The sequence below is a fragment of the Mesorhizobium sp. P2_E6 genome, assembly GCF_056403835.1.
Genome location: NZ_JBFUEQ010000005.1, coordinates 314609 through 341333, shown reverse-complemented (window position 1 = coordinate 341333; position 26725 = coordinate 314609). Strand labels below are relative to the sequence as shown.

At 63.7% G+C, this 26725-nt stretch carries 24 protein-coding genes; 12 read left to right on the top strand and 12 right to left on the bottom strand.

What is annotated here, in order from left to right:
* Positions 1 to 174: 174 nt before the first annotated feature.
* Complete coding sequence (locus AC1D08_RS15125; RefSeq protein ID WP_477423453.1) at positions 175 to 4965, bottom strand: NAD-glutamate dehydrogenase; 4791 nt, start codon at positions 4963 to 4965, stop codon at positions 175 to 177.
* A gap of 136 nt (positions 4966 to 5101) precedes the next feature.
* Here AC1D08_RS15125 and AC1D08_RS15120 point away from each other — a divergent pair, with 136 nt between their 5' ends.
* Entirely contained in the window at positions 5102 to 5665 is a 564-nt protein-coding gene (locus AC1D08_RS15120; protein ID WP_457150545.1) for a peroxidase-related enzyme, read from the top strand.
* Between the two features lie 130 nt (positions 5666 to 5795).
* Positions 5796 to 6119, top strand: a complete 324-nt coding sequence (locus AC1D08_RS15115) for a YciI family protein (RefSeq protein ID WP_095084148.1) — start codon at positions 5796 to 5798, stop codon at positions 6117 to 6119.
* Positions 6120 to 6219: 100 nt separating this feature from the next.
* Here the strand turns inward: AC1D08_RS15115 and AC1D08_RS15110 are convergent, their stop codons facing one another.
* Positions 6220 to 6831 carry a LysE family translocator gene (locus AC1D08_RS15110; protein WP_457150544.1) on the bottom strand — a complete coding sequence of 204 codons (612 nt, stop codon included), beginning with the start codon at positions 6829 to 6831 and terminating at the stop codon, positions 6220 to 6222.
* A gap of 476 nt (positions 6832 to 7307) precedes the next feature.
* On the opposite strand from AC1D08_RS15110, the gene AC1D08_RS15105 reads away from it, so the two are divergent.
* Positions 7308 to 7934 (top strand): DUF1062 domain-containing protein, encoded by a 627-nt coding sequence (locus tag AC1D08_RS15105; protein WP_457150543.1) that lies wholly within the window; start codon positions 7308 to 7310, stop codon positions 7932 to 7934.
* A gap of 65 nt (positions 7935 to 7999) precedes the next feature.
* Here AC1D08_RS15105 and typA read toward each other — a convergent pair whose 3' ends face one another.
* Positions 8000 to 9829 carry a translational GTPase TypA gene (gene typA / locus AC1D08_RS15100; RefSeq protein WP_095084146.1) on the bottom strand — a complete coding sequence of 610 codons (1830 nt, stop codon included), beginning with the start codon at positions 9827 to 9829 and terminating at the stop codon, positions 8000 to 8002.
* Between the two features lie 196 nt (positions 9830 to 10025).
* Between typA and AC1D08_RS15095 the strand changes: the two genes are divergently transcribed.
* Positions 10026 to 10307, top strand: a complete 282-nt coding sequence (locus AC1D08_RS15095; protein ID WP_245331066.1) for a hypothetical protein — start codon at positions 10026 to 10028, stop codon at positions 10305 to 10307.
* Between the two features lie 45 nt (positions 10308 to 10352).
* On the opposite strand, the gene AC1D08_RS15090 is transcribed toward AC1D08_RS15095, so the two are convergent.
* Together AC1D08_RS15090 and AC1D08_RS15085 are read right to left on the bottom strand one after the other, a co-directional pair.
* Entirely contained in the window at positions 10353 to 11927 is a 1575-nt protein-coding gene (locus tag AC1D08_RS15090) for an alkaline phosphatase D family protein (protein ID WP_477423451.1), read from the bottom strand.
* A 153-nt stretch (positions 11928 to 12080) separates the two neighbouring features.
* Positions 12081 to 13364: an MFS transporter gene (locus AC1D08_RS15085; RefSeq protein WP_457150612.1), complete on the bottom strand. Its 1284-nt coding sequence runs from the start codon at positions 13362 to 13364 to the stop codon at positions 12081 to 12083.
* Between the two features lie 73 nt (positions 13365 to 13437).
* Between AC1D08_RS15085 and AC1D08_RS15080 the strand changes: the two genes are divergently transcribed.
* Both AC1D08_RS15080 and AC1D08_RS15075 read left to right on the top strand, forming a co-directional pair.
* Positions 13438 to 14055: a TetR/AcrR family transcriptional regulator gene (locus AC1D08_RS15080; RefSeq protein WP_095084415.1), complete on the top strand. Its 618-nt coding sequence runs from the start codon at positions 13438 to 13440 to the stop codon at positions 14053 to 14055.
* Positions 14056 to 14100: 45 nt separating this feature from the next.
* The gene (locus AC1D08_RS15075) at positions 14101 to 14694 is read left to right on the top strand and encodes a hypothetical protein (RefSeq protein ID WP_457150614.1); all 594 of its coding nucleotides are present in this window, start codon (positions 14101 to 14103) and stop codon (positions 14692 to 14694) included.
* A 196-nt stretch (positions 14695 to 14890) separates the two neighbouring features.
* Here the strand turns inward: AC1D08_RS15075 and ppa are convergent, their stop codons facing one another.
* The 6 genes from ppa to AC1D08_RS15045 all read right to left on the bottom strand — a co-directional run bounded on the left by ppa (position 14891) and on the right by AC1D08_RS15045 (position 19473).
* Entirely contained in the window at positions 14891 to 15424 is a 534-nt protein-coding gene (ppa, locus tag AC1D08_RS15070; RefSeq protein WP_457150615.1) for an inorganic diphosphatase, read from the bottom strand.
* A 114-nt stretch (positions 15425 to 15538) separates the two neighbouring features.
* On the bottom strand, positions 15539 to 16045 hold the full coding sequence (locus AC1D08_RS15065; RefSeq protein ID WP_457150616.1) for a GNAT family N-acetyltransferase: 507 nt from the start codon (positions 16043 to 16045) through the stop codon (positions 15539 to 15541).
* A 242-nt stretch (positions 16046 to 16287) separates the two neighbouring features.
* Complete coding sequence (locus AC1D08_RS15060) at positions 16288 to 16926, bottom strand: TPM domain-containing protein (protein ID WP_457150617.1); 639 nt, start codon at positions 16924 to 16926, stop codon at positions 16288 to 16290.
* 9 nt (positions 16927 to 16935) lie between these two features.
* On the bottom strand, positions 16936 to 17814 hold the full coding sequence (locus tag AC1D08_RS15055) for a TPM domain-containing protein (RefSeq protein WP_457150618.1): 879 nt from the start codon (positions 17812 to 17814) through the stop codon (positions 16936 to 16938).
* 4 nt (positions 17815 to 17818) lie between these two features.
* Positions 17819 to 18634: a TPM domain-containing protein gene (locus AC1D08_RS15050; RefSeq protein ID WP_457150619.1), complete on the bottom strand. Its 816-nt coding sequence runs from the start codon at positions 18632 to 18634 to the stop codon at positions 17819 to 17821.
* A 200-nt stretch (positions 18635 to 18834) separates the two neighbouring features.
* The gene (locus AC1D08_RS15045) at positions 18835 to 19473 is read right to left on the bottom strand and encodes a LemA family protein (RefSeq protein ID WP_095084414.1); all 639 of its coding nucleotides are present in this window, start codon (positions 19471 to 19473) and stop codon (positions 18835 to 18837) included.
* Between the two features lie 163 nt (positions 19474 to 19636).
* On the opposite strand from AC1D08_RS15045, the gene AC1D08_RS15040 reads away from it, so the two are divergent.
* From AC1D08_RS15040 to AC1D08_RS15015, 6 genes are all read left to right on the top strand, one after another.
* The gene (locus tag AC1D08_RS15040) at positions 19637 to 19888 is read left to right on the top strand and encodes a hypothetical protein (protein ID WP_457150633.1); all 252 of its coding nucleotides are present in this window, start codon (positions 19637 to 19639) and stop codon (positions 19886 to 19888) included.
* Between the two features lie 13 nt (positions 19889 to 19901).
* The gene (gene pdxY, locus AC1D08_RS15035) at positions 19902 to 20786 is read left to right on the top strand and encodes a pyridoxal kinase PdxY (RefSeq protein WP_457150620.1); all 885 of its coding nucleotides are present in this window, start codon (positions 19902 to 19904) and stop codon (positions 20784 to 20786) included.
* Positions 20783 to 21577 (top strand): DUF429 domain-containing protein, encoded by a 795-nt coding sequence (locus AC1D08_RS15030; protein WP_457150621.1) that lies wholly within the window; start codon positions 20783 to 20785, stop codon positions 21575 to 21577. Before pdxY ends, AC1D08_RS15030 begins: the two co-directional genes overlap by 4 nt.
* 253 nt (positions 21578 to 21830) lie before the next feature.
* A complete protein-coding gene (locus AC1D08_RS15025) occupies positions 21831 to 22475 on the top strand; it encodes a carbonic anhydrase (protein WP_457150622.1) in 645 nt (214 codons plus the stop codon).
* 95 nt (positions 22476 to 22570) lie between these two features.
* Entirely contained in the window at positions 22571 to 22984 is a 414-nt protein-coding gene (locus AC1D08_RS15020; RefSeq protein ID WP_477227832.1) for a nuclear transport factor 2 family protein, read from the top strand.
* Between the two features lie 120 nt (positions 22985 to 23104).
* Complete coding sequence (locus AC1D08_RS15015) at positions 23105 to 25159, top strand: M3 family metallopeptidase (RefSeq protein ID WP_457150624.1); 2055 nt, start codon at positions 23105 to 23107, stop codon at positions 25157 to 25159.
* Between the two features lie 79 nt (positions 25160 to 25238).
* On the opposite strand, the gene AC1D08_RS15010 is transcribed toward AC1D08_RS15015, so the two are convergent.
* Positions 25239 to 26714: a M81 family metallopeptidase gene (locus AC1D08_RS15010; RefSeq protein WP_457150625.1), complete on the bottom strand. Its 1476-nt coding sequence runs from the start codon at positions 26712 to 26714 to the stop codon at positions 25239 to 25241.
* Positions 26715 to 26725: the final 11 nt, after the last annotated feature.

The window sequence follows — 26725 nt, the reverse complement described above, 5'->3', positions numbered from 1 at the left end:
ATTTCTCCCCGTATAGTGACGGGAGAAAGACGCGGTCATCGACGTTTCGCCAACGGTCAGCGTTGTAGTAAGGCGCCGACGATCGCGACAGGCTCCCTTCTCCCCGTCACAATACGGGGAGAAGGTGGCGGCAGCCGGATGAGGGGCAGCACCAGCCTTGTAAAGCGAATGGGTTCACATCCCCGTCAGATCGCTCATCAGCCCCGACGCGACCGACAGCCGCGACACGGTGATGTCGCCGCCTTCGGTGAGCGCCTGAAGCCGCTCGCGGATGCGCGCCACCCGCTCGCCGCCGGCTTCCAGCCAGGCCGCCACCGGATCCGCGGCCTTGGCATGACCGGTGAGTGCCGCCACCGCAATGCCGCGCCGCGCCGCCCCGATCGTGTCGGTGGCGCGCGACAGCGCCAGCTGATCGTAGTAGTCGGGGGGTGTGATCGAACGCGCCGCGTCCTCGACGCGCGGGATACGGAAGGCATCGCTGACCGCGAAGAACGCCTTGGCCGCGGCAACGATGTCGGCGCCGGCCGTGCGCGCCGTCAGCGCGATGTCGGGGATGAGCTCCGCCACCTCGTTCAGCGCCAATTGCCCGGCCAGCTTTTCCGGCGCACCGCTCTTGAACAGCCCGTGCCGCTTCTCCTCGATACGCTCGCGCGAGAAGGCCGGCAGCAGCGAAACGAGCTTGGGTTCCAGTGCCTTGCGCGCTTCCATGAGTTCGCCAATGCGCTGACCAAGTGGTGCGGTGCCGGCGTCGTTCTTGAGATACCAGCCGCTGGTCACGTAGATCAGCCGGCTGACCGCCTGGTAGAGATCGAGCTGCACCTGGCCGTCGACGAGATTGTCAAGCGCGTCGATCTCGCGATAGAGCGCCGGCAAGGCAAAACCGTCGCGCACCACAGCAAAGGTGCGTACCACGTCGGCCGCGGTGCGGCCGGTCGCTTCCTGCAGCCGGTTGACGAAGGACGGGCCGCCGCGATTGACCAGGTCGTTGGCGACGACCCGGGCAATGATCTCGCGGCGCAGCCTGTGGTCGTTGATCTCGGCTGCGTATTTCTTCGCCATCCGGTCCGGGAAATAGCCCATCAGGTCGCGATCGAAATGCACGTCGTCCGGCACGTCGCTGGCGACGATATCGGAAAACAGCACGATCTTGGCATAGGCCAGCAACACGCCGAGCTCGGCCCTGGTCAGCGGCTCGCCGCGTGCTTCGCGCTCGGTGAGCGCCGCCGGCGACGGCAGCGTCTCGACGGCGCGGTCGAGCAGGCCGCGTCCCTCCAGCGCCGTCATGAAGCGGCTTTGATGCGCGATGTCAGCGAGGCCGCGCTTGCGGGCGATCGAAAGCGCCAGTGTCTGCTCGTAATTGTTGGACAGTACCAGTCCGCCAACCTCCCCGGTCATTTCGGCCAGCAGCTTGTTGCGCGCAGGGCGCGTCAACGATCCCTTGCGCATGGCCGAAGCCAGCGCAATCTTGATGTTGACCTCGACGTCGGAGCAGTTGACGCCGCCCGAATTGTCGATGGCGTCCGAGTTGCAGCGGCCGCCATTCATGCCGAACTCGATGCGGGCCCGCTGCGTCACGCCTAGATTGGCGCCCTCGCCGATCACCTTGGCGCGCACGTCGAGCGCGGTGATGCGGACGGCATCATTGGCGCGGTCGCCGACCTCGGCGTTGGTTTCGCCGGATGCCCTCAAATACGTGCCGATGCCGCCGAACCAGAGCAGATCGACCGGCGCCTTTAGGATGGCGCCCATGATCTCGACCGGCGTGGCGGTCGTCTTGGCCAGACCGATCGCCGCCGCCGCCGCCGCCGGCAAGGTGATCGACTTCTGGTTGCGCGACACGATGATGCCGCCTTCCGACAGTTTGGTCTTGTCGTAGTCCTGCCAGCTCGAACGCGGCAGGGCGAACATGCGCTCGCGCTCGGCCATCGAAGCCGCCATGTCGGGATCGGGATCGATGAAGATGTCGCGATGGTCGAAGGCGGCGATCAGCCTGGTCTTCGGCGACAAAAGCATGCCGTTGCCGAACACGTCACCCGACATGTCGCCGACACCGACGACGGTGAAGGGCGAGGTCTGGATGTCGCGGTTCATCTCGCGGAAATGCCGCTTGACCGCCTCCCAGGCGCCTTTGGCGGTGATGCCCATCTTCTTGTGGTCGTAGCCGGCCGAACCGCCGCTGGCGAACGCGTCGTCGAGCCAGAAGCCATGCTTCTCGCTGATGGCGTTCGCCGTGTCGGAGAAGGTCGCCGTGCCCTTGTCGGCGGCAACGACGAAATATGGATCGTCCGGGTCGCGGCGCACGACGCCGGCCGGCGGGATGACGCCGTCGAGGCCGATATTGTCGGTGATCGACAGCAGGCTGGAGACGAAGTTCTTGTAGGCCGATGTGCCGGCCTCGAAGATCGCATCGCGGCTGCCGCCCGCCGGCAGGCGCTTGGGGAAAAAGCCGCCCTTGGCGCCAACCGGCACGATGACAGCGTTCTTGACCTGCTGCGCCTTGACCAGGCCGAGAACCTCGGTGCGGTAGTCCTGGGCGCGGTCTGACCAGCGCAGGCCGCCACGCGCCACCGGGCCGAAGCGCAGATGCAGCCCCTCGACCTCGGAACCGTAGACGAAGATCTCTCGCCACGGCCGCGGCGCCGGCAAGCCGTCGACCGCATGCGAATCGAGTTTGATCGCCAGCGACTGGCCTTTCTCTTTCGTATCGGCAACGAAATGATTGGTGCGCAGCGAGGCTTCGATCAGATTGAGGTAGCGGCGGATGATGGTGTCGTCGTCGATGTTCGGCACATCTTCCAGCGCATCCTTGATCTTGGCCTTGAGGTGCTTTGCCGCCACCACGCCTTCTGTCTCGGCCGTCGGGCCAAGCCGGGCGATGAACAGGGCGTGCAGGCCGCGCGCGATATCGGGATAGCGGTTGAGCGCGGCGGCGATGAAGTCCTGGCTTTGCGGAATGCCGACCTGCTGCAGATAGCGGCCATAGGCGCGCAGGATGGTGATCTCGCCCGACCACAGGCCTGCGGTCTGGGCAAGGCCGTTATAGCCGTCATTGTCGACGTCGCCGCGCCAGACGGACAGGAATGCGTCTTCGAACAGCGCGCCGCCATCGGCAAGGTCGATCGGCTTGCCGTAGCTGTTCTCCAGCTCCATGTCGTGGATGAAGACCATGCCGGACTGGTCGTCGCCGACCTCGAAGGTGCGCTCGCTGATGACCCGGAAGCCGATGTTTTCCAGCACCGGCACGCGCCGTGACAACGCCACCGGGCTGCCGTGGTGATAGATCTTCAGCGACGCCTGATGCGGCTTCTGCTCGGCATTGCGATAATAGTCGATGGCGATCGGATTGCTGGCGCTGATCTTGGCGATGCGCCCCGCATCGGCCAGCGCCACCGCTGCGCTGAACGTATCGCGGTAGCTTTCCGGCAGCCGTGCGGCGATGCTCTTCAAAGCCTGGTTGCCGCCATTCGCGTCGGCCGCATCGGAAAGGGCATCCTCCCAGGTGCGCACGATGTCACGGATCGCCGCCTCGATCGCCGCTTGCTCGACCTTCGGCGTCTTGCCGCCGGAGCGGCCGATGATGAAATGGACGCGCGCCAGCCCGCCTTCGGGGAAGGCCGGGTAATGGGCCGACAGCCGGCCTTCGAAGACGGTCTTGAGATAGCTGCCGATCTTCTCGCGCACGACGCTGTCGTAGCGGTCGCGCGGCACGAAGACGAGGATCGAGACGAAGCGATCGAACTGGTCGACACGCACCAGCGCCCGGACCCGCGGCCGCTCGACCAAGCCGAGAATGGCTGCGGCGTGCTTCCTCAGGATCGGCACCGGCACCTGGAACAACTCGTCGCGCGGATAGCTCTCCAGCACATTGATCAGCGCCTTGCCGGAGTGATCGTGCCGATCGAAACCGGACTTGGCGATGATCGTTTCGGCCTTCGACCGCAGATACGGGATCTTCATCACGGAGCGCGTGTAGGCGGTCGAGGTGAACAGGCCGACGATGCGCAATTCGCCCGCCAGCGTGCCCTTGGACGTGTAGGTCTTGACGCCGATGTAATCGAGATAGATGCGGCGGTGCACCGAAGACTTGGCATTGGCCTTGGTGACGATCAGCGGCTCCGGCCCATGCAGGAAGGCGCGGATTTCCGGCGTTGTCGTCACAGCTTCCGTGCCGCGCCTCAGCACCAGCACATCCGGATCGGACAGGATACCGAGACCGGGCTTGTCGGCGCGCTCCAGCGTGCCGCTTTCCTCGCCGCCGGTGTATTTGAACTCGCGCATGCCGAGGAAGGTGAAATTGTCGTCGCGCAGCCACTCCAGGAAGGCGATCGCCTCGGCAACGCTCTTCTTGTCGAGCGGCACCGCCGAATAGCGGAACTCCGAGATCGCCTGGTCGAGGCGGGCCAGCATCGGCCGCCAGTCGTGGACAGCAGCGTGCACCTGGCCGAGCATCTTGCGCAGCCGCTCGGTCAATCCGGCCGCCTGCTCGGCGGTCAGCCGCGGGATATGGACATGGATGACGCTCAGCCGGTCGTGGCTGCCGTCGTCCTTGGCGAAATTGCCGTCGCCGAGGATTTCTTCCACACCGCCTTTGCCGCGGCGAACGGTGATGACCGGGTGGGTGACCAAGGTCGGTTCACCGGCGCTTTCGGTGATCTCGCCGAGGATGGAATCGAACAGGAACGGCATGTTGTCGTTGACGACCGTGATCACCGTCACTGGGCGGCCCTGGCTGACGACGCCTGAATCGGCATCGACGGCGACGACGCACTCACTCTTCTTGTGGCCGGCGACCGCCTGGCCGGCAAGATCGGCGGCGCGTTCGAGGTCGGCCGCCTCATAGGCGGCGATGTCTTCGGCCGGCGCGCGGGCGAGCAGGTAGTCGGCAAGCCTGGCTGGTCTTTCCTCCGTCCTTGCTGCTGCGGTGGCCTTTTTCTTCGACTTCGCTGCGGATTTCACGCTGGCCATGATGCCATTCCTCCCGTCGCATGCTTTTGTGACTATGGTAGCAGATGAGCGCTGTTTGGCGACAAAGGTTTGACGGCTTGCCAAGATTTATCGGAATTCGGCGACAGGACATCGCCCAACGAGGAGAAGCCACCCCATGACCGGCAAAATCACCGCGCTTGACCTTGCTTCGGGAGAGTTGAGCGATGCGACAAAAACCTATTTCGCCAAATGCGAGGAGAAGCTCGGCCTCGTTCCCAACGTGCTGCGCGCCTACGCCTTCGACGACAAGAAGCTGCGTGCCTTCACCGACATGTACAACGACCTGATGCTGGGCGAGTCCGGCCTGTCGAAACTGGAACGCGAGATGATCGCGGTCGCCGTCTCCTCGATCAACCATTGCTATTATTGCCTGACCGCGCATGGCGCGGCGGTGCGCCAGCTCTCCGGCGACCCGACGCTCGGCGAGATGATGGTGATGAACTTCCGCGCCGCCGAGCTATCGCCGAGGCAGACCGCAATGCTCGAATTCGCCGTCAAGCTGACCGAAGAGCCGGCTAAGATCGTCGAGGCTGATCGAGCCGGACTGCGCAAGGCCGGCTTCACCGATCGCGACATCTGGGACATCGCCTCGACCGCTTCGTTCTTCAACATGTCGAACCGCGTGGCGGCGGCAATCGACATGCGGCCGAACGACGAATACCACGCGATGGCGAGGTGAGCTGCTGGAGCCAGCCGCGCCCTACATTAGCCCTTTCGCATTCTCGTTGCATGTTCGCCGCTTTGGTCCGATGATTGCCAGGCGGCGTGACCGCATGCCGGTTCGATGCCGCTGATCAAGGGAGGAGAACATGGCGAAGTTTCTCTACGTCTATCACGGCTCGGGCAAGATGCCGACCGAGGAGGCCGAACGGCAGGCGGCAATGGACGCCTGGACGCACTGGTACGGCAAGCTCGGCTCGGCCGTGGTCGACGGCGGCAATCCGGTCGGCATGTCGAAGATGGTGCTGCCCGGCGGCAAGGTCGAGAACAATGGCGGCAGCAATCCAACCGCCGGCTATACGATCGTTGAAGCAAAAGACATCGACGATGCCGTCGGCAAGGCCAAGGATTGTCCTATCCTTATGGACCCGGCTTTCAGCGTCGAGATCGCGCCGATCATTGAAGTGATGTGACGCGGCGTTTTAAGCGTGATCCTCCTAACCGAGGGTCTGCGAAGCAGAAAACGTTCCCGCTTTTCGCTGACGCCGTCCTTCGGTTCGGATGCATGCCCTATCACCGCGCCGCGATCGCCGCGGCGGCACCGGCCATCGTCGTGGCGCTGACGCGGTTGGCGATCTTCATGGCGCGCTTGCTTTTCAACAGCTTGCGCGCCTGCGAGGCGGCGAGCACCCAGGCGAGATTGATGACGATGAGGACCACCGCCATGGTCGCCGTCAATTCGACCCAGCCGAGGATGCTCACCGACGCGAGGTCGATGATCGTCGGCAGCAGCGCCAGGTAGAACATCATGATCTTCGGATTGCCGAGCGTCACCGCCATGCCGGCGAAGAACAGTTTTGCGGGCGAATCCTCGCGCGGCATCTCGCCCTCTTTGGCGTCAACCGGCGCGGTCCACATCTTGAAGGCGAGATAAGCGAGATAGGCGACGCCGATCCATTTCACGACGACGAAGGCGAAGTGAAAACTCTGCGCCACGACAGCCAGTCCGAACACCGCCAGCGACAGCCAGATGCCCTCGCCAATCCACATGGCGAGCAGGAACGGGAACACGTCACGATACCCTTTCGAGATGACCCGCGCGACGAGCGCCGCGATCGACGGGCCCGGCGAACCGGCGGCAACGAACAAGGCGGCGGCGAAGATCAGCAGCGAAGTGAGGTGCATGGTCAGGATCTCTGCTTGAGGTTCGATCCGCCACACTAACCCGACAGCTGTAACGCTGGCAAAGGCAAGATAATCGCTGGAGCTTCTCCCTTCTCCTCCATCCCTTACGGGGAGAAGGTGCCGGCAATGAAGGGTAGCACCAACGTGAGATAATCAGGTGCCTTGCACCTCTGGCATCTCGCAGCTAGAAGGGCCGCCGCGAAACAATTTCGAGCGTCACTTTGCCTCAGTAACCGCCGGTCTCGTCAACTCCCCCGACACACTGCATGGCGCCGCATTCGCGGTGCCTGTTTTCAATTCATGTGTTCCTCTGGGCGGCGGTTCGAGACCGGTTTGGCACTGCTGAACCGCTGTCGCGCGCTTTCCGCCCGTGACACCTGATTTCCGATCGCCACAGCCTGCCGCCACGCCGCGCCCGCATGGGCATCTCGACATTGCCGACCTGATGAACTTCCCGACGGGAAGGGCTTATCGGCATGTCTGCACTCCTGCGTATCCGCTGGGCGATCGCGCCCAAGACCGCACCTCGACCACTCATCAACTGCAATCGCTGCGGCACCGTCAAGGCCTATCGCTGCAGCGAAAAATTCCGCGTCAACGCCAACGGCAAGCGCATCGACGTCTGGCTGATCTACCGTTGCATCGACTGCGACAATTCCTGGAATTTCGGCATATTGGAGCGCTGCAGCCGCCGCGATATCGAACCGGCGCGGCTCGCGGCGCTCGAAAGCAATGATCCGTCACTCGCCCGGCGCCATGCTTTCGATGTCGTCGCGCTGCGGAGCCGTGTGGGACGCGTTGAAGAATTTGCCGACGTCGTCGTCCGCAAACAAGTGCTCGGCTCCCCTCAAGAGGCCGCAACCATGTTGGAACTCCTGCTCGGGCTCGAAATGCCGACATCGCTGCGGCTTGACCGGCTGCTCGCGAGCGAACTCGGCCTCCCGCGATCGCGGCTTCAGGCGTTGGAAGAAAGGCGATTGCTGGTCGTGGACCCTGACGGCGCCAAAGCCCTGCGCAAGCCGGCCCGCGCGGGGACCACGATCCGCATCGACCTCGCCGGCCAACCCGATCGTCAGGCCATCATCTCGGCCGCCGGCGGGTGAATGAACAGAGGGGCGAAGCACTTGTGCACTCCGCCCCTCTCAGCTGTGAGAAAAAGAAAATAAGGTTATGCGGCGCCGACTGCCTTGGCTGACTTCTCGAAGCGCTTGCGCTCGTTCGGATCGAGATAGAGCTTGCGCAGGCGGATAGTCTTCGGCGTCACCTCGACCAGCTCGTCGTCCTGGATCCAGGCCAGCGCGCGTTCCAGCGTCATGCGGATCGGCGGGGTGAGCTTGACCGCCTCGTCCTTGCCGGCGGCGCGGATGTTGGTCAGCTTCTTGCCCTTCAGCACGTTCACTTCGAGGTCGTTGTCGCGGCTATGGATGCCGATGATCATGCCCTGATAGACCTTGACGCCGGGATCGATGACCATCGGGCCGCGATCTTCCAGGTTCCACATGGCATAGGCCACCGCCTCGCCCTGCTCGTTGGAGATCAGCACGCCATTGGTGCGGCCCGGCAATTCGCCCTTATAGGGCTCGTAGGCGTGGAACAGCCGGTTCATCACGGCGGTGCCGCGCGTGTCGGTCAGCAGTTCCGACTGATAGCCGATCAGGCCACGCGTCGGCGCGTGGAAGACGATGCGCTGGCGGTTGCCGCCGGACGGGCGCAGCTCGACCATCTCGGCCTTGCGCTCCGACATCTTCTGCACGACGATGCCGGCATGCTCCTCGTCGACGTCGATGACGACTTCCTCGACCGGCTCCAGCAATTCGCCGCTTTCGCCCTTCTGCATGACGACGCGCGGACGCGATACGGCGATCTCGAAGCCTTCGCGGCGCATCGTCTCGATCAGCACGGCCAGCTGCAATTCGCCACGGCCGGAGACGAAGAACGAATCCTTGTCCGGCGATTCCTCGATCTTCAGCGCGACATTGCCTTCGGCCTCGCGCAGCAGGCGGTCACGGATGACGCGGCTGGTCACCTTGTCGCCTTCGGTGCCGGCAAGCGGGCTGTCGTTGACGAGGAAGGACATGGTCACGGTCGGCGGATCGATCGGCTGCGCATGCAGGGGTTCGGTCACGGACGGGTCGCAGAACGTATCGGCGACGGTGCCCTTCGACAGGCCGGCGATGGCGACGATATCACCCGCCTGGGCCTCTTCGATCGGCTGGCGCTCGAGGCCGCGGAAGGCGAGGATCTTGGAAATACGGCCGGTCTCGACCAGCGTGCCGTCATGGTGCAGCACCTTGACCGGCTGGTTGGACTTCAGCGTGCCGCTCTCGATGCGGCCGGTGATGATGCGGCCAAGGAAAGGATTGGCTTCCAGGATGGTGCCGATCATGCGGAATGGGCCGGGATGAACGGTCGGCGTCGGCACATGCTTGATGACGAGATCGAACAGCGGCGCCAGGCCCTGGTCCTTGGGGCCTTCCGGATTTTCCGAAACCCAGCCATCGCGGCCTGAACCGTAGAGGATCGGGAAATCGAGCTGCTCGTCGGTGGCGTCGAGCGCCGCGAACAGGTCGAACACCTCGTTGACCACCTCGACATGGCGGGCGTCCGGACGGTCGATCTTGTTGATGACGACGATCGGCTTCAGGCCGACCTTGAGCGCCTTGCCGACGACGAATTTGGTCTGCGGCATCGGCCCTTCGGCGGCGTCGACCAGCACGATGGCCGAATCCACCATCGACAGGATGCGCTCGACCTCTCCGCCAAAGTCGGCGTGGCCAGGGGTGTCGACGATGTTGATGCGGGTGTCCTTCCAGTCGACCGAGGTCGCCTTGGCCAGGATGGTGATACCGCGTTCCTTTTCGAGGTCGTTGGAATCCATGGCGCGCTCGGCGACGCGCTGATTGTCGCGGAAGGAGCCGGATTGCCGGAGCAACTGGTCGACGAGGGTGGTTTTTCCATGGTCGACGTGCGCGATGATCGCGATATTACGAATTTTCATGTTCTGGTCTCGGAAGCGTTGCAGGCAGCAGGCCAAAGGCGCTGCCTCTTTCGGTTGCGCGGCTCATACAGGGTTTTTCGCAGTTGCGAAAGAGGACGCGCGACACCAAATACTCATCAAATCTTAAGCATCTGCGTGTGAAATGATTTTGTTAACCAAGGCGGGAACCTTTCGAGGCCCGGACAGTTCGAACGTCATGACCGATAAACTCAACCGATTTTGGCCGCTCATCGCGTCCGCTGCCTTTGCTATCCTGCTGGCGGCCAACGCCGCGCAGTCGGCTGCGACGCAGAAGGAAGCGCGGCCTGCCTTGCCAACCGTTGCGCCATCCGCCGAGCAGGTCTTTGCCGACGCACCCGACGGGGTCGACCCGATGGTGACCGGCCCGGTCAGCGCCGCCTTCAAGCAGAGGCAGGACGCCGCCAACTGCGACACTGCCGTCTGGCCGAACGTCCCGATGGTCTGCTATCCCGACTGACGACCGCCGGCAGCGGTCGTCATCCCACAGATGACGAAGGTCGGCTTACGCCGACCGCACCGGGTCGAGCGTGACCTTGTAGAGTTCGTTGTCGTCGCGATCCATCAGCCGCACAGTCATCTGCTCGCTGGCGCCATTGATATCGACCAGCCCGAAGAATTGCAGGCCAGCTGACGGCGGCAGGTTCTGGCCTTGCTCGGCAGTTGGCGCCTTGATGAATTTCAGCTCCGGACCGAAGGTCATGTCGAAATCGTTCGGGCCGAACGTGCCTGCATGGATCGGGCCCGAGACGAATTCCCAGAACGGATTGAAATCCTGGAACTGCGCCTTGTGGGGATTGTAGTAGTGCGCGGCGGTGTAATGCACGTCGGCGGTCAGCCAGACGGTGTTGCTGATGCCGGCGTTCTTGATGAACCGCAAAAGGTCGGCAATCTCGAGCTCGCGTCCCTTGGCCGGACCGTTGTCGCCGTTGCTCACCGCTTCGGCGCCCGCTTTCTTGGCGGCATCGTCCCAAACGACGAGGCCGAGTGGCATGTCGGCGGCGATGATTTTCCAGGTTGCCTTCGAATTTGCCAGTTCGCGCTTCAGCCATTTCGTCTGCTGTTCGCCGAGCATGCGCGATTGCGGCGTCATCTCATCTTGCATGTCCGGACCGTTGGGGCCGCGATAGGAACGCATATCGAGGAAGAACACGTCGAGCAGCGGCCCATAGGCAATCTTGCGATAGACGCGGCCCGGCTCGGACGGTTCGTAGCGGATCGTCGTCATTTCATGGAAAGCGCGCGCCGCGCGTGCCGCCAGCACATGGATGGATTTCTCGGTGTACCGGTTGTCGGCACTGAGATCCTTCGAATCCGACCAGTTGTTCAGCACTTCGTGGTCGTCCCACTGGTAGAACGTCGGGCAAATAGCGCTGAGGCCCAGCACGTTCTTGTCCATCATGTTGTATTTCCACTGGTCCCGGTATTCGTCCAGCGTCTCGGCGACCTTGCGCTTGCCGTCGATCAGCACGACGTTCTTCCACTTGCCGCCCCCGGGCAGGTCGACCTCGTCCTTCATCGCGCCGTCGGCATAGATGGTGTCGCCCGAATGCAGGAAGAAGTCGGGCGTGTGCTTGCCGATCGTGGCGTAAGTCTTCATGCCGGTCTCGTCGATACCCCAGCCTTGGCCGGCGGTGTCGCCCGACCAGGCGAACTTGATGTCGCGCCTGGAAGCGGGCGCGGTGCGGAAGCGGCCGGTGATTGGCTCGGAAACCGCATTGACGTCGGCGAGATCGGCCGCCGTCATGCGATAGAAGATGTCCTGGTCGGAAGCGAGGTCGGTGAGCAGACGCTTGACCGTATAGTCGCTGGCCGGCGAGGTATCGAGCGGCGCAAGGCGGACGGCATCAGTGAAACTTTCGGTCGACGACACTTCGAACATGACGCGCGACGGCCGATCCGTGCGCGTCCACACCATGCCGCTGGTGGCGTCGACATCGCCCGACTGGACGCCATGGGTGAAGGCCGGGCGCTGGCTGGCGCGTGAATAGTATGGCAGCGCCAGGCCGGAGACGCCGACCAGGCCAACGGCGCTGGCCGAGGTGACGAAAGCACGGCGGGTCATCGAGAGCTTGTTCATGGCTGTCTCCTGGATGGCTTGAACGGTGCCACCAAGGTCCAGCCTCAATGTTTCAGGCGCATCTCGAAACCATGACGGTTTGATAACAACCAACAGGCTGGGCACGTTCTCCCCTTCTCCCAGGGGGAGAAGGGGAGAACGCACCCAGTCGCCTTAAGCCGCTTGCGGTTCCGGATCGAAGGCCGGTCGGCTGGTGTTGATCAACAGCGAGATACAGGCGGCGGCGATTGCCGTCATGCCGGCGATCATGAAGGCCAGCTCGTAATTGCCCTGAAGCTCGCGCATCGTGCCGCCGAAGGCTGCGGCAGCAGCTGCGCCGATCTGATGTCCAGCGACGATCCAGCCGAACACGATCGGACCGCTGCGATCGCCGAATGCCTCGTTGGCGAGCCTCAGCGTCGGCGGCACGGTGGCGATCCAGTCGAGGCCGTAAAGCACCGCGAAGATGATCAGGCTGGTTGCCGAGAAGCCGGAATAGGGCAGGTAGATCAGCGACAGGCCACGGATCCCATAATAGACGCCGAGCAGCTTGCGCGGGTCGAAACGGTCGGTGAGCCAGCCCGACAGCGTCGTGCCGATCAGGTCGAAAATGCCCATCATCGACAGCAGGCCGGCGGCCTGCACCTCGCCGATGCCCATGTCGCCGCAGAAGGCGATCAGATGCGTGCCGACCAGTCCGTTGGTGGTGAAACCGCAGACGAAGAAGGTGGCGAACAGATACCAGAACACGCGCGTGCCGGCGGCGCGGCGCAGCGTCGAGAACGTGTGGGCTAGGAAATTGCCCTGCGATGCCGGTGACACCGGCGGCACATCGTCGGCCGCGGCACCATAGCGCACCATGCCGATCGAAGCCGGCCGCTCCGGCACCAGCAGCCAGACCAGCGGCACCAGAGCAGCGGTGGCGATCGAAACGGCGATGACAACCGGCTGCCAGCCGCCCGACTGTGCCAGCGAGGCGATCAGCGGCAGGAACACCAGCATGCCGGAGGCACTGGAGGCCGACATCAGCCCCATGACAAGGCCGCGATTGGTCTTGAACCAGCGGTTGACGATGGTAGCGCCGAGCACGCTGGCGACAGCGCCGGAACCAATGCCCGAGAACACGCCCCAGGTGATGAACAGATGCCAAGGCTTGGTCATCAAGAGGCTAAGCGCGGTCGAGCCTGACATCACCACCAGCGAGGCAAGCAGCGTGCGGCGCAGCCCGATCCGCTCCATCAGGGCGGCGGCGAACGGCCCGGTCAGGCCGTAGAGCAGGATGCCGACACCGGCGGCCAGCGAAACGACGTCGCGGCGCCAGCCGAAACTGTTCTCCAACGGCAGCATCATGACGGCGGGCGCCGAGCGCAGGCCGGCCGCGACCAGCAGGCAGAGGAAGATGACGCCAACCACGACGAAAGCGTAGCGCTGGCCAAACGGACGGGATTGAGCTATCATGTTACTGACCGGTACGTTGCAGATGGGAGAAGGTATACGTACCGATCGGTAACATTGTCAATCGAGTTCCATGATGCCAACGGACAAAAATATTGAACTGACCATCAGCGACGGTCATGCATCGGCGCCACCGAAGGCCGCCAAGAAGATCCTCGACGTGGCCTACGAGCTGTTCTACCGACGCGGTATCAGGGCGATCGGCGTCGACGAGATCGTCAAGCGCGCCGGCGTCACCAAGCCCAGCCTCTATCGCAGCTTTCCCTCCAAGGATGAGCTGGCGGCCTCCTATCTCAGGCAGTACGACCAGGAATACTGGGAGCGTTTCGATGAGGCGGTCGCCGCCCATCCCGGCGACCCGCGTGCGCAGATCAAGGCATTCCTGACCCGCATCGGCAAGCGAACGCAGGTGGCGGACTATCGCGGCTGCGGCATGACCAATGCGGCGGTCGAGTACCCCGAACACAGCCATCCGGCCCGCGTGGTCAGCGAGGCCAACAAGCAGGAATTGCGCCGCCGCCTGCGCGCCATGGCGGTTGCAATGGGTGCGCAGGATCCCGATACGCTGGGCGACGGCCTGCTGCTGCTTATCGAAGGCGCCTATATCAGCGGCCAGCTGTTCGGGCTCGGCGGCCCGGCGCAGTCGGTCGCTCGCAACGCCGATCTGCTGATTGAAGCGAGCTTGAAGAAATAGCGTTTGACGCTACGCTGCGATGGCTTGCAACGGAGATTGTCGGCCATGCGCGCTCTTCTGATCCCGTTCGTCTTGGCCGGTTTCTGCCAGGCTGCGCAGGCGAGCGATATATCTAGCGCCTATACCGATCTCGACTGGAAGAAGGACTGCGTAACCTACGCGCAGGCCGAAGAAGGCGACGGCGACTGGGCCGATCTCGCCTGTTCAGGCTATCGCGGCTACCCCGTTCTGATCGCCTATGACGACGCGCGCGAATCGCTGTTTTATGGCTTTCCGCCCGGCAGCGACATGACATCGGTCTGGGAGAGTTTCTCCGGCTTCAATTCGTCCGGCGCCAGGATCGAGTGGCGCATCGAAACCACGGGCGACAAGGCTGTGCCCTTTGCCGCGATCCACCGCCGCTCGATCAGCAACCCGGACGACGAAAAGAAGCCGACCGAGGTGCTGCTCATCGCCAAGGTCGGCCAGATGGACGCCCGCGATGGCTGCACGGTCGGCCTGGTGCTGGCCACCGGCAATCCCGCCGCCAACGATCAGGCGCGCAAACTGGCCGACGAGAAAGCGCGGACGTTCGCCTGCGGCAAGGACCGGCACACCGTCATCGGCAACGTGCCGGCTTTCGGTCGGGTCGATAACTAAGCTCGTCGGATTGGCCGCAGCGTCCGCAACTTCGTCATCCACGGGCGGAGCAACGAGCGTAGCGACGCAGCGCAGACCCGAGGATCCATGCCGCGAAATCACAACGCCGTAGCGGTGCAGAATTCTGTTCCGCCGCGTCCGCGACAGGCATCACGGCATGGATCCCAGGGTCTGCGCGTGGGATGACGAAGCTGAGCTACTTGCTCGCCTTGGCCCGAGCGATCGCCTCGAGGATCATCTTCTTGGCGTATTTGGAATCGTGCCAGCCTTCGATCTTGACCCATTTGCCGGGCTCGAGATCCTTGTAGTGCTCGAAGAAGTGCTGGACCTGCTGGCGCGTGATGTCGGGCAGCTGCGTGTACTCGGTGACGTTTTCGTAGCGCAGCGTCAGCTTGGGTGACGGCACGGCGATGATCTTTTCGTCCTGGCCGGCATTGTCTTCCATGATCAGCACGCCGATTGGCCTGACATTAATGACGCAGCCCGGCACCAGCGCACGGGTGTTGCAGACCAGCACGTCGATCGGATCGCCGTCGCCCGACAGCGTGTGTGGCACGAAGCCGTAATTGCCGGGGTAGCGCATCGAGGTGTGCAGGAAGCGGTCGACGAACAGCGTGCCGGCCTCCTTGTCCATCTCGTATTTGATCGGCTCGCCACCGATCGGCACCTCGATGATGACGTTGACGTCCTCAGGCGGATTCTTTCCGCTGGCTATGGCTTCAATGCGCATGGCTTTGTCCCTCTTATCGATGAAAGATCGATAGCGGGCGAGGCGCGGCGGCGCAATGCGGCGAATGGTGCTGGGTAGGGTCCAGGTGGACACAGTGGCCGAAAGGCCTGGCCGTCACTCCCAGACGAAAGCGACCTTCTTCAGCGCCTTCTGCTCGAAGATTTCGACACCCTCGGCAACGTCACGGCCGCCGGCGCCGGCGTAGAAGGCGAGCGCGTTCTGGTTGTCTTCCAGCGCCCACACTACCATGCCCTTCAGCCCGTGATCGGCCAGACGCGCCTTGGCTGCCGCGAACAAACGGCTGCCGAGCCCGATACCCTGGTATTCCGGGCGCAGGTACAATTCGTAGATTTCGCCTTGCTGCCTGAGTTCCCGGGCCCTGTTCTTGCCGATCGTGGCATAGCCGGCGATCTTTCCGCCGATTTCGACAACCAGCACGGTGGCGGCGCGGCGGATGGCATTCGCCCACCAATCGGCGCCACGGCGGTTGATCATCGATGTCAGCGTGCGGTGTGGAATGATGCCGGAATAGGCGCCGCGCCAGGCCTGCAGGTGCACCTCGGCGATGGCGCCTGCGTCGCTCGGTTCGGCCTTCCTTATGTCGATCGTCAGCGTATTCATGATTTCTTAACCATAAACCCGCATTGCCCGATTGCAAGAGTCAGCGCGGCCCGCCGACCGCTTTCTCACAGACGATCATCGCGTCGGTGACATCGGCGAGAGCCTGTCTGAAAACGCGCTCAGCCGAGATGGATGGGGTGGTTTTCGAGAACCGAAGCGCCGCGGACTTTCAGGTCCGTGAGCATCTGAAGCCCAGAAAACCGCGCCAGGCGTCCGGCTGAGTAGCGTTTGCAGGCAGGCTCTCAGATCTCGACGAGATGGTCGTCGAGTTCGTTGGTGTCGCCCGACGTGACCGGGAAATGCTCGGCCAGCACCGCGCCCACCGTTTCGATCGCTTTGACGAAGCCATCGGCAAGCCGGTCGTCGCCGGCGTGCGCGGTCAAGTCGCGCACCACGCCATCCCAGACATGCTGGCCGACTTTGGCATCGATGCCCGAATCGGCGACCACCTCGGCGTAACGTTCGGCGATCGAGACGAACACCAGCACGCCGGTGCGCGCCGCGGTGCGGTGGACGTTGCGGGCGAGGAACTGCTTGATCGCATTGGCGTGCGCCGCCTGATAACGCATCCGCCTTGGTACCAGATGGATGCGCAGGCCGGGCAGCACCCACAACAAGGCCAGCACGCAGGCCAGCGCCAGCAGCTGGGCGATAACGAAATGCGGCAGCCGGATCGACAGCCACCAGGCCTCCAGCCCATAACCAACGGCAAGGCTGACGATCAGCATGCCTGCCGTCGCCATGAAGGCGGCCGGGAAGAAATAGCCGTCGCTGGCATGCGCCATGACGCAGTAGATCTCGCCATCGGTCCTGGTTTCGGCGGCGCGGATCGCAGTGGCGATGCGCTCATGATCTTCCGGGCTGATCGGTCGTGTCGCCATGATCATGTCTCACCAGCTTCCTGAAGAACCGCCACCACCGGATGAGCCACCGCCACCCGAAAACCCGCCGCCGCTTGAGCCGGACGACCACCCGCCACCGGAACTTCCCGACGACCAGCCGCTGCCCGACGACGAACCCGTTGTCCAGCTGCTGCCCGAGGATCCGCTCGGTCCGCGGCCGTAACGAAACGTCATGCCCAGCCATTTGTATACGCCCGGCGACAGCTTTGTGCCGAACGTCGGCGGCAGGAACGCCATCGCCAACCCGCCAAAGAACATCGTGCCCCACAGGATCAGGAACACCGCGACGATGGGGTCGATGGGCATGCTGTTATGGGCGGGATTGCGCTGACCGCGCGCCTCCAGCTCCTCCGGATTGCCTTCCAGCACCATAACCATGTCGTCGACGGCCTTGCTGATGCCGCCGGAGAAGTCGCCGGCCCGGAAGGCCGGCACCATGTCGTTTTCAATGATCAGCTTGGTGTGCAGGTCGGTCAGCGTGCCTTCCAGCCCATAGCCGACCTCGATGCGCATCTTGTGGTCGTCCTTGGCCACCAGCAAAAGCACGCCATTGTTCTCGCCGGCCTGACCGAGCTTCCAGAAGCGGAACAGCCGGTTGGCGTAGGGTTCGATCTCCTCGCCGTCGAGACTGTTGATGGTGGCGACGACGATCTGGTCGGAGCCCTTTGTCTCGAAATCGGCGAGTTTCTGCGTCAGCGCCGCCTTGGTCGCGGTGTCGATGATGCCGGCATTGTCGACGACACGGCCGGTCAGCGCCGGCAGCTCGGCGGCGAAGGCCGTGAACCCGACGAACAGCGCCGCCACGGCCACCAGGACTGCCGCGGCGAACCGGCAGGGTCTCGACAGGCTGACGGTGCGTGTTGTCATGCGATCACCAGCTTCCCGAGGAACCGCCACCGCCGGACGAACCGCCGCCGCCGGAAAAGCCGCCACCGCCACCGCCCGAAGACCAGCCGCCGCCGGAGCTTCCCGACGACCAGCCGCCACCAGACGACCGCCGGTGTGGCTCGAACGTCATGCCGAGCCAGCGGTAGCGGCCGGGACCAAGCTTCTGGCCAAAGATCGGCGGCAGGACGGAGACCGCGATGCTGCCGAAGAAGATGATCGCCCAGATGCTGATGAAGACGGCGAAGAACAGATCGTCGGAATTGAATGGCGCCTGCTGGTTGCGCTCGCCACGCGCCACCAGCTCCTCCGGATTGCCTTCCAGCACCATAACCATGTCGTCGACGGCCTTGCTGATGCCGCCAGAGAAGTCGCCGGCGCGGAACGCCGGCACCATGTCGTTTTCGATGATCAGCTTGGTGTGCAGGTCGGTCAGCGTGCCTTCCAGGCCATAACCGACCTCGATGCGCATCTTGTGGTCGTCCTTGGCCACCAGCAGCAGGACGCCGTTGTTTTCCTTCGCCTGGCCGAGTTTCCAGAAGCGGAACAGCCGGTTGGCGTAAGGTTCGATCTCCTCGCCGTCGAGACTGTTGATGGTGGCGACGACGATCTGGTCGGAGCCTTTTGTCTCGAAATCGGCAAGCTTTTGCGTCAGCGCCGCCTTGGTGGCGGCGTCGATAATGCCGGCATTGTCGACGACACGGCCCGTCAGCGCCGGCAGCTCGGCGGCAAAGGCTGAGAACGGGAGGAAAAGGAGGCTGAGAAATAGCGCAAGGAATGCCAGGTTGGCGTTTCTTCCCACCCCCCTCTGGCCTGCCGGCCATCTCCCCCGCAAGGGGGGAGATTGGCTGTCATCACAGGCAGCGTACTCTCCGCAACGCAAACGATTGGCGAAAGCGCCAAAGCTGCCGATCTCCCCCCTTGCGGGGGAGATGGCCGGCAGGCCAGAGGGGGGTGGGACGGAGCTCAAGGTCGACAGAGACCAGACTCACCAAGCGCTCGTTACCCGCCCTGCTTGGTGCCGAAATCGACCTTCGGCGTCTGCAGCTTGTCATCGTCGATGGTGAAGTTGGCGAAGGGCTGGTTGCTGCGGAACCAGAAGGTCGCCCACAGCACCGAGGGGAAGGTCTTCAGCGTCAGATTGTAGTCCTTGACCGCCTGGATGTAGTCGCGCCGTGCCACCGCAATGCGGTTTTCGGTGCCTTCGAGCTGTGCCTGCAGCGCCAGGAAATTCTGGTTGGCCTTGAGGTCGGGATAGGCCTCCGATACCGCGATCAGCCGCGACAGCGCGCTGGTCAGCCCCGCCTGGGCATCCTGGAACTTCTTGAGGGCTTCGGGATCCTTCAGCGTTTCCGGCGTCACCGTTATCTGCGTTGCCTTGGCGCGGGCCTCGACCACCGCATCGAGCGTGTCCTTTTCGTGCGAGGCATAGCCCTTGACCGTCTCGACCAGGTTGGGGATGAGGTCGGCGCGGCGCTGATACTGGTTCAGCACCTCGCTCCATGCCGCCTTGGCGTTTTCCTCCGCCGTCGGGATGGTGTTGTAACCGCAGCCGGCCAGCAGCGGCAGCACGATCGCCATCATCAGGAAGGCGGGCAGCGTGCGGAACATGGATGGTGGAGCAAGGCGCTGGGCAAACATGATGGGGTCCCTCGGGAGAAGTTGCATGCGAAGCATTACCACAATCAGCGGGCAAGAAAACCGCCCGACCGGCTGCCGCTTGCCTGGCACGCCCGGTGCCGTTGCAAGGCCCTGTGATTGGCCGCGCGAACGCGATAAGATCTTGACGAAACGGGACATCATCATGGCGGACCGCCAGGACAGCGAGAGGGAATCGCGCCGTATCCTCGAGCGCATCGCGCGCGAGACGGATCCGGCCGGCAATTCGTTTGTGGCGCGCAGCACGAAAGGCATGCGCGACCACGTCACCGCGGCCGATGCCGACCGTGCCGACCCGATCGAACTCTGGGGCACACGCATTGGCCGCACACTCGGCCTGCTGTTGACGCTGGGCCTGATGGTCTGGCTCGTGCTTTACGTCATCCGGGGCAGTTAGGAATCAAAGAACAATGAGCGCCGAAAAAACCGACGCGCCGCGTGCGGTCATCGTCATTTCCAGCCATGTCGCGCGCGGCTCGGTCGGCAACCGCGCGGCTGTCTTTGCGCTGGAAACACTGGGCTTTCCGGTGTGGGCGGTGCCGACGATCATCCTGCCCTGGCATCCCGGCCATGGGCGGGCGACGCGGATCGTGCCACCGCTCGACCAGTTCAAGGCGCTGATGGCCGATCTCGAGCGTGCGCCATGGCTGGGCGAAGTCGGCGCCGTTCTGTCCGGCTATCTCGGCGAGGCCGGCCAGGCCGAGGCCGTCGCCTCGCTGGTCGCCGCGGTCAAGGCAAAGACGCCTGACGCCGTCTATATCTGCGACCCGGTGATGGGCGATTCGGGTGGCCTCTACGTGCCGGAACTGACTGCTGCCGCCATGCGTGATCGGCTGATGCCGATCGCCGACATCGCCACCCCCAACCGGTACGAACTGGAATGGATGGCCGGCGCACCCTTGCCCGACCTGAAATCGGTAATCGCAGCCGCCCTTCACGCCGGGCCATCGACCATGCTGGTCACCTCGGCGCCGTCGCTGATGACCGGTGGCACGGGCAACCTGCTGCTCGACGGCAACCAGGTGCTGCTGGCCGAGCACCGCCTAATCGACAAGCCGCCGAACGGTCTCGGCGACCTGACGGCGGCCGTCTATCTGGCGCGCATCCTGTCCGGCCAGCCGGCGATCAAGGCGCTGCAGTCGACCACGGCGGCGGTCTACGAGATCCTGGCGCGCACCGCCAAGCGCGGCGGCGACGAACTGCAGCTCGAAACCGATGCGCAGAGCCTAGCGAACCCTATGGCGATGGTGCAGCTTCGCCACCTCACGCATCCGGGGAGGGACCGGCGGGCGTGACCCTGGCCACGACCGCCGTGACCGTCGGCGTCGACGGCTGCAAGGCCGGCTGGATCGCAGTACGGCGCGATCCCGGCTCGATACCTCGTTGCCCGGGTTCCACACCCTCTGTCGATGTCTTTGCAAGCTTCACAGCCCTGCTTGCATCACTGCCTGCCGACGCGGTTCTCGCCGTCGACATGCCGATCGGTCTGCCCGAGTTTTCGAGCAAAGGCGGGCGCGGACCGGAAGCGCTGGTGCGGCCATTGCTCGGGCAACGGCAATCCAGCGTCTTTTCGATCCCGTCCCGCGCCGCGCTCTATGCCGATGCGGGCGACTTCACCACCATCGAAGCATGGTATGCCGCGCATCGCCGGGCAAGCGAGGTGGCCATGACCACATCAGACCCGCCGCGCGGCGTTTCGATCCAGGCGTTCGGTATTTTTGCCAAGATCCGCGAGATCGACGCCTTGCTCATCGCCCGGCCCGAATTGCGTGGCCGCATCTTTGAATCGCATCCGGAAGTCGCTTTCTGCCGGCTGAACGGCGACCAGGCCATGCAGCTGCCGAAGAAGATCAAGGGCAGCATCAATCCGGCCGGCATGGCGGAACGCAAGGCGCTGCTGAGCCGGCACGGCTATGAGATGGGCTTTCTCGATCAGCCGCCGCCGCGCGGTGCAGCCGCCGATGATTTTCTCGATGCGGCGGCGATGATGCTGATTGCCGGTCGCATTGCCGGCGGTGAGGCACGGCCATTTCCCGACCCGCCGGGCCGCGACGGTTTTGGCATCCCCGTCGCCATCTGGGCGTGAACCCAATAGCTCAAGCCATGCGTCTTGGATGGCGATTGGCGGGCAGCCATCTGCAATTCGGCATTGCCCGCAAGAGGCTTTTGCCGTTAGAGGCTCTCTGGAGCAATTCTAGGAAAAGTGTGAAGCGGTTTTCCGTTCGGAATTGCGCCAAAGCAAAACAGAAAGAGCGGTTCGACGTTTCCGTGAAACGGTGACCCGCTCTAGACCGCAACGAGCTGCCGCATCCAACCCGGAAAGGCTCCAGACGCCACCCATGCCCCATCTCCCCGACCACCTTCTCGCCGGCTACCGCAGTTTCATGAGCGGCCGCTATCTCACCGAGAGCGGACGCTATCGCGAGCTTGCCCGCGAAGGCCAGGCACCGGAAACGATGATCGTCGCCTGCTGCGACTCCCGCGCGGCCCCCGAAGCGATCTTCGACGCCGGCCCGGGTGAACTCTTCGTGCTGCGCAATGTCGGCAATCTGGTGCCGCCCTACGCGCCGGACGGAGAGTTCCATTCGACCTCTGCCGCACTTGAATTCGCCGTGCAGAGCCTCAAGGTCAAGAACATCGTCGTCATGGGCCATGGTCGCTGCGGCGGCATCCGCGCCGCGCTCGACACCACGTCCGCACCGCTGTCTCCCGGCGACTTCATCGGCAAATGGATGAGCCTCATCGCCCCAGCGGCCGAGACCGTGTCCTCCAGCACCTTCATGACGGCGTCGGAGCGCCAGACCGCGCTGGAGCGTATTTCGATCCGCTATTCCATCGCCAATCTCAGGACCTTTCCTTGCGTCTCGATCCTCGAAGGCAAGGGGCGGCTGTCGCTGCACGGCGCCTGGTTCGACATTTCGACCGGCGAACTCTGGGTGATGAACAAGGAGACCGGCGATTTCGAACGACCGGAGTTGGCATAGACACATGATCCAGAACCGAAGGAACGCGCCAGCGAAAGGTGACAACCGGCTCTTCGGGTAGCTGATAGCCGATAGGAAGACGGAGGCAGCACATGATGGGAGATCGCCGTTCGATCACTTTCGTCGCGGCAGCGTTGCTGTTTTCGATCATTCCAGTCCATGCCGACGATGGCGCCATCATCAGCCGATGGTATTCGGCCCTCCTGGTCGCCGACCGCACTGAACTGTCCGACCTGCTCGCCGACGACGTCCGCATCAAGCTGGACGACCTCGGCATCGTGCAGAGCAAGCAGGAATTCATCGCCTCGATCGATGAATGGCAAGGCGCCGTCGCGGGTGCGGAGATCCGGCACCGGATCGAAAAAAGCGAAGGCGGCGTCACCACCGTGATCGCCTGCTATGATTTTCCCAACAACGACATGCTGATGCAGGAAACCTTCGCGGTGACCGACAATCGCATCACCGCGAGCTCGCAAGCGGCGATCGCCGAGAATTGCGACGGTTACTGACGAAAACCTGACCGGTGGCACTGTTGCGCGCGGTAAACCTGCGCCCTACATCGGTACCAACTCACCCTGCCCACCGCCTTCACTGGCGCCCGGCCTGCCTTCACCAAGGAAAGATTGTCCATGCATTCCACGAAAGCCGTCGACCTCGCCATCCATCCGCTGACCGCTTGGCAAGGGCCGCTCGGCCTGCCTGATTTCACCCGCATTGGCGACGACGACTTTGCCCCGGCCTTCGACGCGGCGCTGAAGGAGCATGAGGCGGAGATCGAGGCGATCGCCGGCAACAAGGACGCGCCGACCATCGACAACACGCTGCAGGCGCTGGAACTCGGTGGCGAGGCACTCGACCGTGTCTCGTCGATCTTCTGGTGCCGCGCCGGCGCACACACCAATGACACGTTCCAGGCACTGGAGCGCGACATCTCGCCAAAAATGTCCAGACATTTCTCGGCAATCTCGATGAACGAGCGGCTGTTTGCCCGCATCGACGACCTTTACCAGCGCCGGAAAAGCCTGAAGCTCGATGCCGAGACGCTGCGGGTGCTGGAGAAGACCTGGAAGGGGTTTGTACGCTCCGGCGCGAAGCTCAGCGCCGACGGCAAGAAGCGGCTGGCAAAGATCAACGAGGAATTGTCCTCGCTTGGCACGAATTTCGGCCAGAACGTGCTTGCCGACGAGCGCGACTGGGCGCTGTTCCTCGACGCGGTCGACCTTGCCGGCCTGCCGGACTTCCTGAAAAGCTCGATGGCCGAAGCCGCCGAGATGCGCGGCCAGAAGGGCCGCTATGCGGTCACCCTGTCTCGTTCGATCTACGAGCCGTTCACGACCTTCTCGGAACGCCGCGACCTGCGCGAGATCGCCTTCCGCGCCTTCACCATGCGCGGCCAGAATGGCGGCGCCACCGACAACACAATCGTCGTGCGCGACATGCTGAAGCTGCGCGCCGAAAAGGCAAAGCTGCTCGGCTACGGCTCGTTTGCCGCGCTGAAGCTCGACGACACCATGGCCAAGACGCCGAAGGCAGTGCATGCGCTGCTCGATCCGGTCTGGGAGAAGGCAGTGGAAAGGGCCGCCGCCGACCAGAGCGAACTGCAGCGGCTGGCGACGGGGGCCGGCAGCAACGAGACATTCGCCGCCTGGGACTGGCGGTTCTACCAGGAGAAGCTGCGCGCCGAAAAGTTCGCCTTCGATGAGGCCGAACTAAAACCCTATCTGCAGCTAGACCGCGTCATCGACGCCTGCTTCGACGTGGCGACAAGGCTGTTCGGCATCACCTTCGAGGAAAAGCAAGGCATTGCCGTATGGCATCCGGATGCGCGCGTCTTCGTGGTGAAAAACGCCGATGGCAGCGAACGCGGCCTGTTCCTCGCCGACTATTTCGCGCGGCCATCAAAGCGCTCCGGCGCCTGGATGAGCGCGCTCAAGTCCGGGTACAAGCTTGGCCACGGGTCGAAACCGGTGATCTACAACATCATGAACTTCGCCAAGCCGCCGGCCGGCGAGCCGGCCTTGCTGTCGGTCGACGAGGCGAGAACGTTGTTCCATGAATTTGGCCACGCACTTCACGGCATGCTGACCGATGTCACCTGGCCGTCGGTTTCCGGCACCTCGGTCAGCCGCGATTTCGTCGAATTGCCCTCGCAGCTCTACGAACACTGGCTGACGGTGCCGGCGGTTCTGGAAAAGCACGCGCTGCATGTGAAGACAGGCAAGCCGATGCCGAAGGCGCTGCTCGACAAGATGCTGGGGGCGCGCACCTTTGGCGCCGGCTTCGCCACGGTCGAATTCACCTCTTCGGCGCTGATCGACATGGCCTATCACGCGCGGCCGGATGCGCCAGAATTGCCGCTTCGTTTCGAAGCCGAAACGCTTGAAAAGCTCGACATGCCGGACACCATCGCGATGCGTCATCGCACTCCACATTTCGGCCATGTGTTTTCCGGCGACGGCTATTCGGCCGGCTATTACTCCTACATGTGGTCGGAAGTGCTCGACGCCGATGCCTTCGCCGCCTTCGAGGAGACCGGCGACCCCTTCAACCCGGGTCTCGCCGAGAAGCTGAGGAAGAACATCTACGCCGCCGGCGGTTCGAAGGACCCCGAAGAGCTCTACACGGCGTTTCGCGGCAAGATGCCGTCGCCCCATGCGATGATGGTCAAGCGCGGGCTGGTGTAGCGCCTGTTTCTTCCTTCTCCCCTGGGGGAGAAGGACAGGCCGCGAAAGGTCGCAAAGCTGGCAATCCCTGATCCCAGCTTTATTTCGCCCACGGATCCGGGACCCTCGGCCAAACCGGCCGCATCAGCTTGGTGTAGTTGGTCACCGCCGGATTGCTCGGATACGAACTCGGCGCAGAGACATAGATGATCTCGACGGCGATCGGCTCGAAGCCGGCATAGAAATGATTGGTCGACTTGATCAGCAGGATGTCCTTGGCCATCGGATCGACACCGATGTTGGAAAAAATATCCGGCTCGAAGGTCTGCGTGCGATTGGTGTTGAGGATGATGTCGACCTCGGTGCCTTCGATGCGCACCAGCGCCGTCGGCCCGAGCGTCACCCGGCTCGGCCCGAAACTCTGCCAGCCCTCCGGAACGGCCTTCAGCACCCGCACCCGCGCGTCGATCGGCTCGCCGGCCTGCGGCCCGGCTTTGCCGCCGAAACGCAGGTCGATGACGGCTCCCTCGCCTGCCGCCAGGCAGAAGGTCACCGCGATCGGATCCCAGATCGTCGCCACGCCGACATTGCTCAGGCCGCGCCCCAGCATCTGGCGCAGCACGATGGTGCCGTCGCCGGGCACACCGCCGCCCGGATTGTCCCAGATGTCGGCGATGACCACCGGCTTGCCCGGGTTTTCGGCGCACACAGCCAGAGCCCGATCGATGCCGTCAGCGGCGCTCAACATGGTCATCGCCGTCTGTTCGCGCAGCGCGTAGAGCTCCCGCCCCAGCCGTTCCGCCAGCGCATCGCCCTTGGCCTTGTCGTTGTCGGTAACGACCAGGATGCGCGTGCCCATTTCGGCCACGTCGGCCGCCATGAAGCCGTGGACGATCGAAATCGACAGCACGCGATCTCTGCCATGCAGCGCCTTGATGCGGTCGACGAAGGAGCGCATCGGCTCGCGGCTGGTCGGCAGCACCTGGATCATGCGGCAGTCGAAGGTCGAGATGACAGGCCTGATCTCACCACGCGCCGCGGCGAGGCCAAGCTCGACGACATGTTCGCCACGCTCGTAGAAATCGGTGTGCGGGAACTCGAGGAAGTAGGCCATGATGTCTGACGCGGCGACACGCTTGGGTGTCAGATGGCTGTGCGGATCGAACTCAGAGGCGATCACCACCTTCGGACCCACCACCTCGCGGATTCGTTCAAGCAGATCGCCTTCGCAATCGTCATAGCCTTGAGCCACCATGGCGCCATGCAGGCCAAGAATGACGGCATCGACCGGCAGTGCCGCCTCGAGCTGGCCGAGGATCTCGTCGCGCAGCGCCTCATAGGTCTGCCGCTGCACCAGGCCGCCGGGCTCCGCCCAGGTGGCGGTGCCCTCGATGATGGTCAGGCCTTCGGCCGCCGCGCGCCGGCGCAGGGAGACCATCGGCGAGGAACACAGCGTCGGCGTCTCCGGATGCTTGCCGGGTCCGGCATAGAACGCCATCTCGAACGAGGCCCTGTCGGTTGGCACCGGCGAGAAGGTGTTGGTTTCCGTCGCCAGCGAGGCGGTGAAGATGCGCATGAGAACTCCGT

Coding starts and splice junctions, on each gene's coding strand:
- AC1D08_RS15125 (WP_477423453.1), bottom strand. CDS start 4,965: ATGGCCAGCGTGAAATCCGCAGCGAAGTCGAAGAAAAAGGCCACCGCA.
- AC1D08_RS15120 (WP_457150545.1), top strand. CDS start 5,102: ATGACCGGCAAAATCACCGCGCTTGACCTTGCTTCGGGAGAGTTGAGC.
- AC1D08_RS15115 (WP_095084148.1), top strand. CDS start 5,796: ATGGCGAAGTTTCTCTACGTCTATCACGGCTCGGGCAAGATGCCGACC.
- AC1D08_RS15110 (WP_457150544.1), bottom strand. CDS start 6,831: ATGCACCTCACTTCGCTGCTGATCTTCGCCGCCGCCTTGTTCGTTGCC.
- AC1D08_RS15105 (WP_457150543.1), top strand. CDS start 7,308: ATGTCTGCACTCCTGCGTATCCGCTGGGCGATCGCGCCCAAGACCGCA.
- typA (WP_095084146.1), bottom strand. CDS start 9,829: ATGAAAATTCGTAATATCGCGATCATCGCGCACGTCGACCATGGAAAA.
- AC1D08_RS15095 (WP_245331066.1), top strand. CDS start 10,026: ATGACCGATAAACTCAACCGATTTTGGCCGCTCATCGCGTCCGCTGCC.
- AC1D08_RS15090 (WP_477423451.1), bottom strand. CDS start 11,927: ATGAACAAGCTCTCGATGACCCGCCGTGCTTTCGTCACCTCGGCCAGC.
- AC1D08_RS15085 (WP_457150612.1), bottom strand. CDS start 13,364: ATGATAGCTCAATCCCGTCCGTTTGGCCAGCGCTACGCTTTCGTCGTG.
- AC1D08_RS15080 (WP_095084415.1), top strand. CDS start 13,438: ATGCCAACGGACAAAAATATTGAACTGACCATCAGCGACGGTCATGCA.
- AC1D08_RS15075 (WP_457150614.1), top strand. CDS start 14,101: ATGCGCGCTCTTCTGATCCCGTTCGTCTTGGCCGGTTTCTGCCAGGCT.
- ppa (WP_457150615.1), bottom strand. CDS start 15,424: ATGCGCATTGAAGCCATAGCCAGCGGAAAGAATCCGCCTGAGGACGTC.
- AC1D08_RS15065 (WP_457150616.1), bottom strand. CDS start 16,045: ATGAATACGCTGACGATCGACATAAGGAAGGCCGAACCGAGCGACGCA.
- AC1D08_RS15060 (WP_457150617.1), bottom strand. CDS start 16,926: ATGGCGACACGACCGATCAGCCCGGAAGATCATGAGCGCATCGCCACT.
- AC1D08_RS15055 (WP_457150618.1), bottom strand. CDS start 17,814: ATGACAACACGCACCGTCAGCCTGTCGAGACCCTGCCGGTTCGCCGCG.
- AC1D08_RS15045 (WP_095084414.1), bottom strand. CDS start 19,473: ATGTTTGCCCAGCGCCTTGCTCCACCATCCATGTTCCGCACGCTGCCC.
- AC1D08_RS15040 (WP_457150633.1), top strand. CDS start 19,637: ATGGCGGACCGCCAGGACAGCGAGAGGGAATCGCGCCGTATCCTCGAG.
- pdxY (WP_457150620.1), top strand. CDS start 19,902: ATGAGCGCCGAAAAAACCGACGCGCCGCGTGCGGTCATCGTCATTTCC.
- AC1D08_RS15025 (WP_457150622.1), top strand. CDS start 21,831: ATGCCCCATCTCCCCGACCACCTTCTCGCCGGCTACCGCAGTTTCATG.
- AC1D08_RS15020 (WP_477227832.1), top strand. CDS start 22,571: ATGGGAGATCGCCGTTCGATCACTTTCGTCGCGGCAGCGTTGCTGTTT.
- AC1D08_RS15015 (WP_457150624.1), top strand. CDS start 23,105: ATGCATTCCACGAAAGCCGTCGACCTCGCCATCCATCCGCTGACCGCT.
- AC1D08_RS15010 (WP_457150625.1), bottom strand. CDS start 26,714: ATGCGCATCTTCACCGCCTCGCTGGCGACGGAAACCAACACCTTCTCG.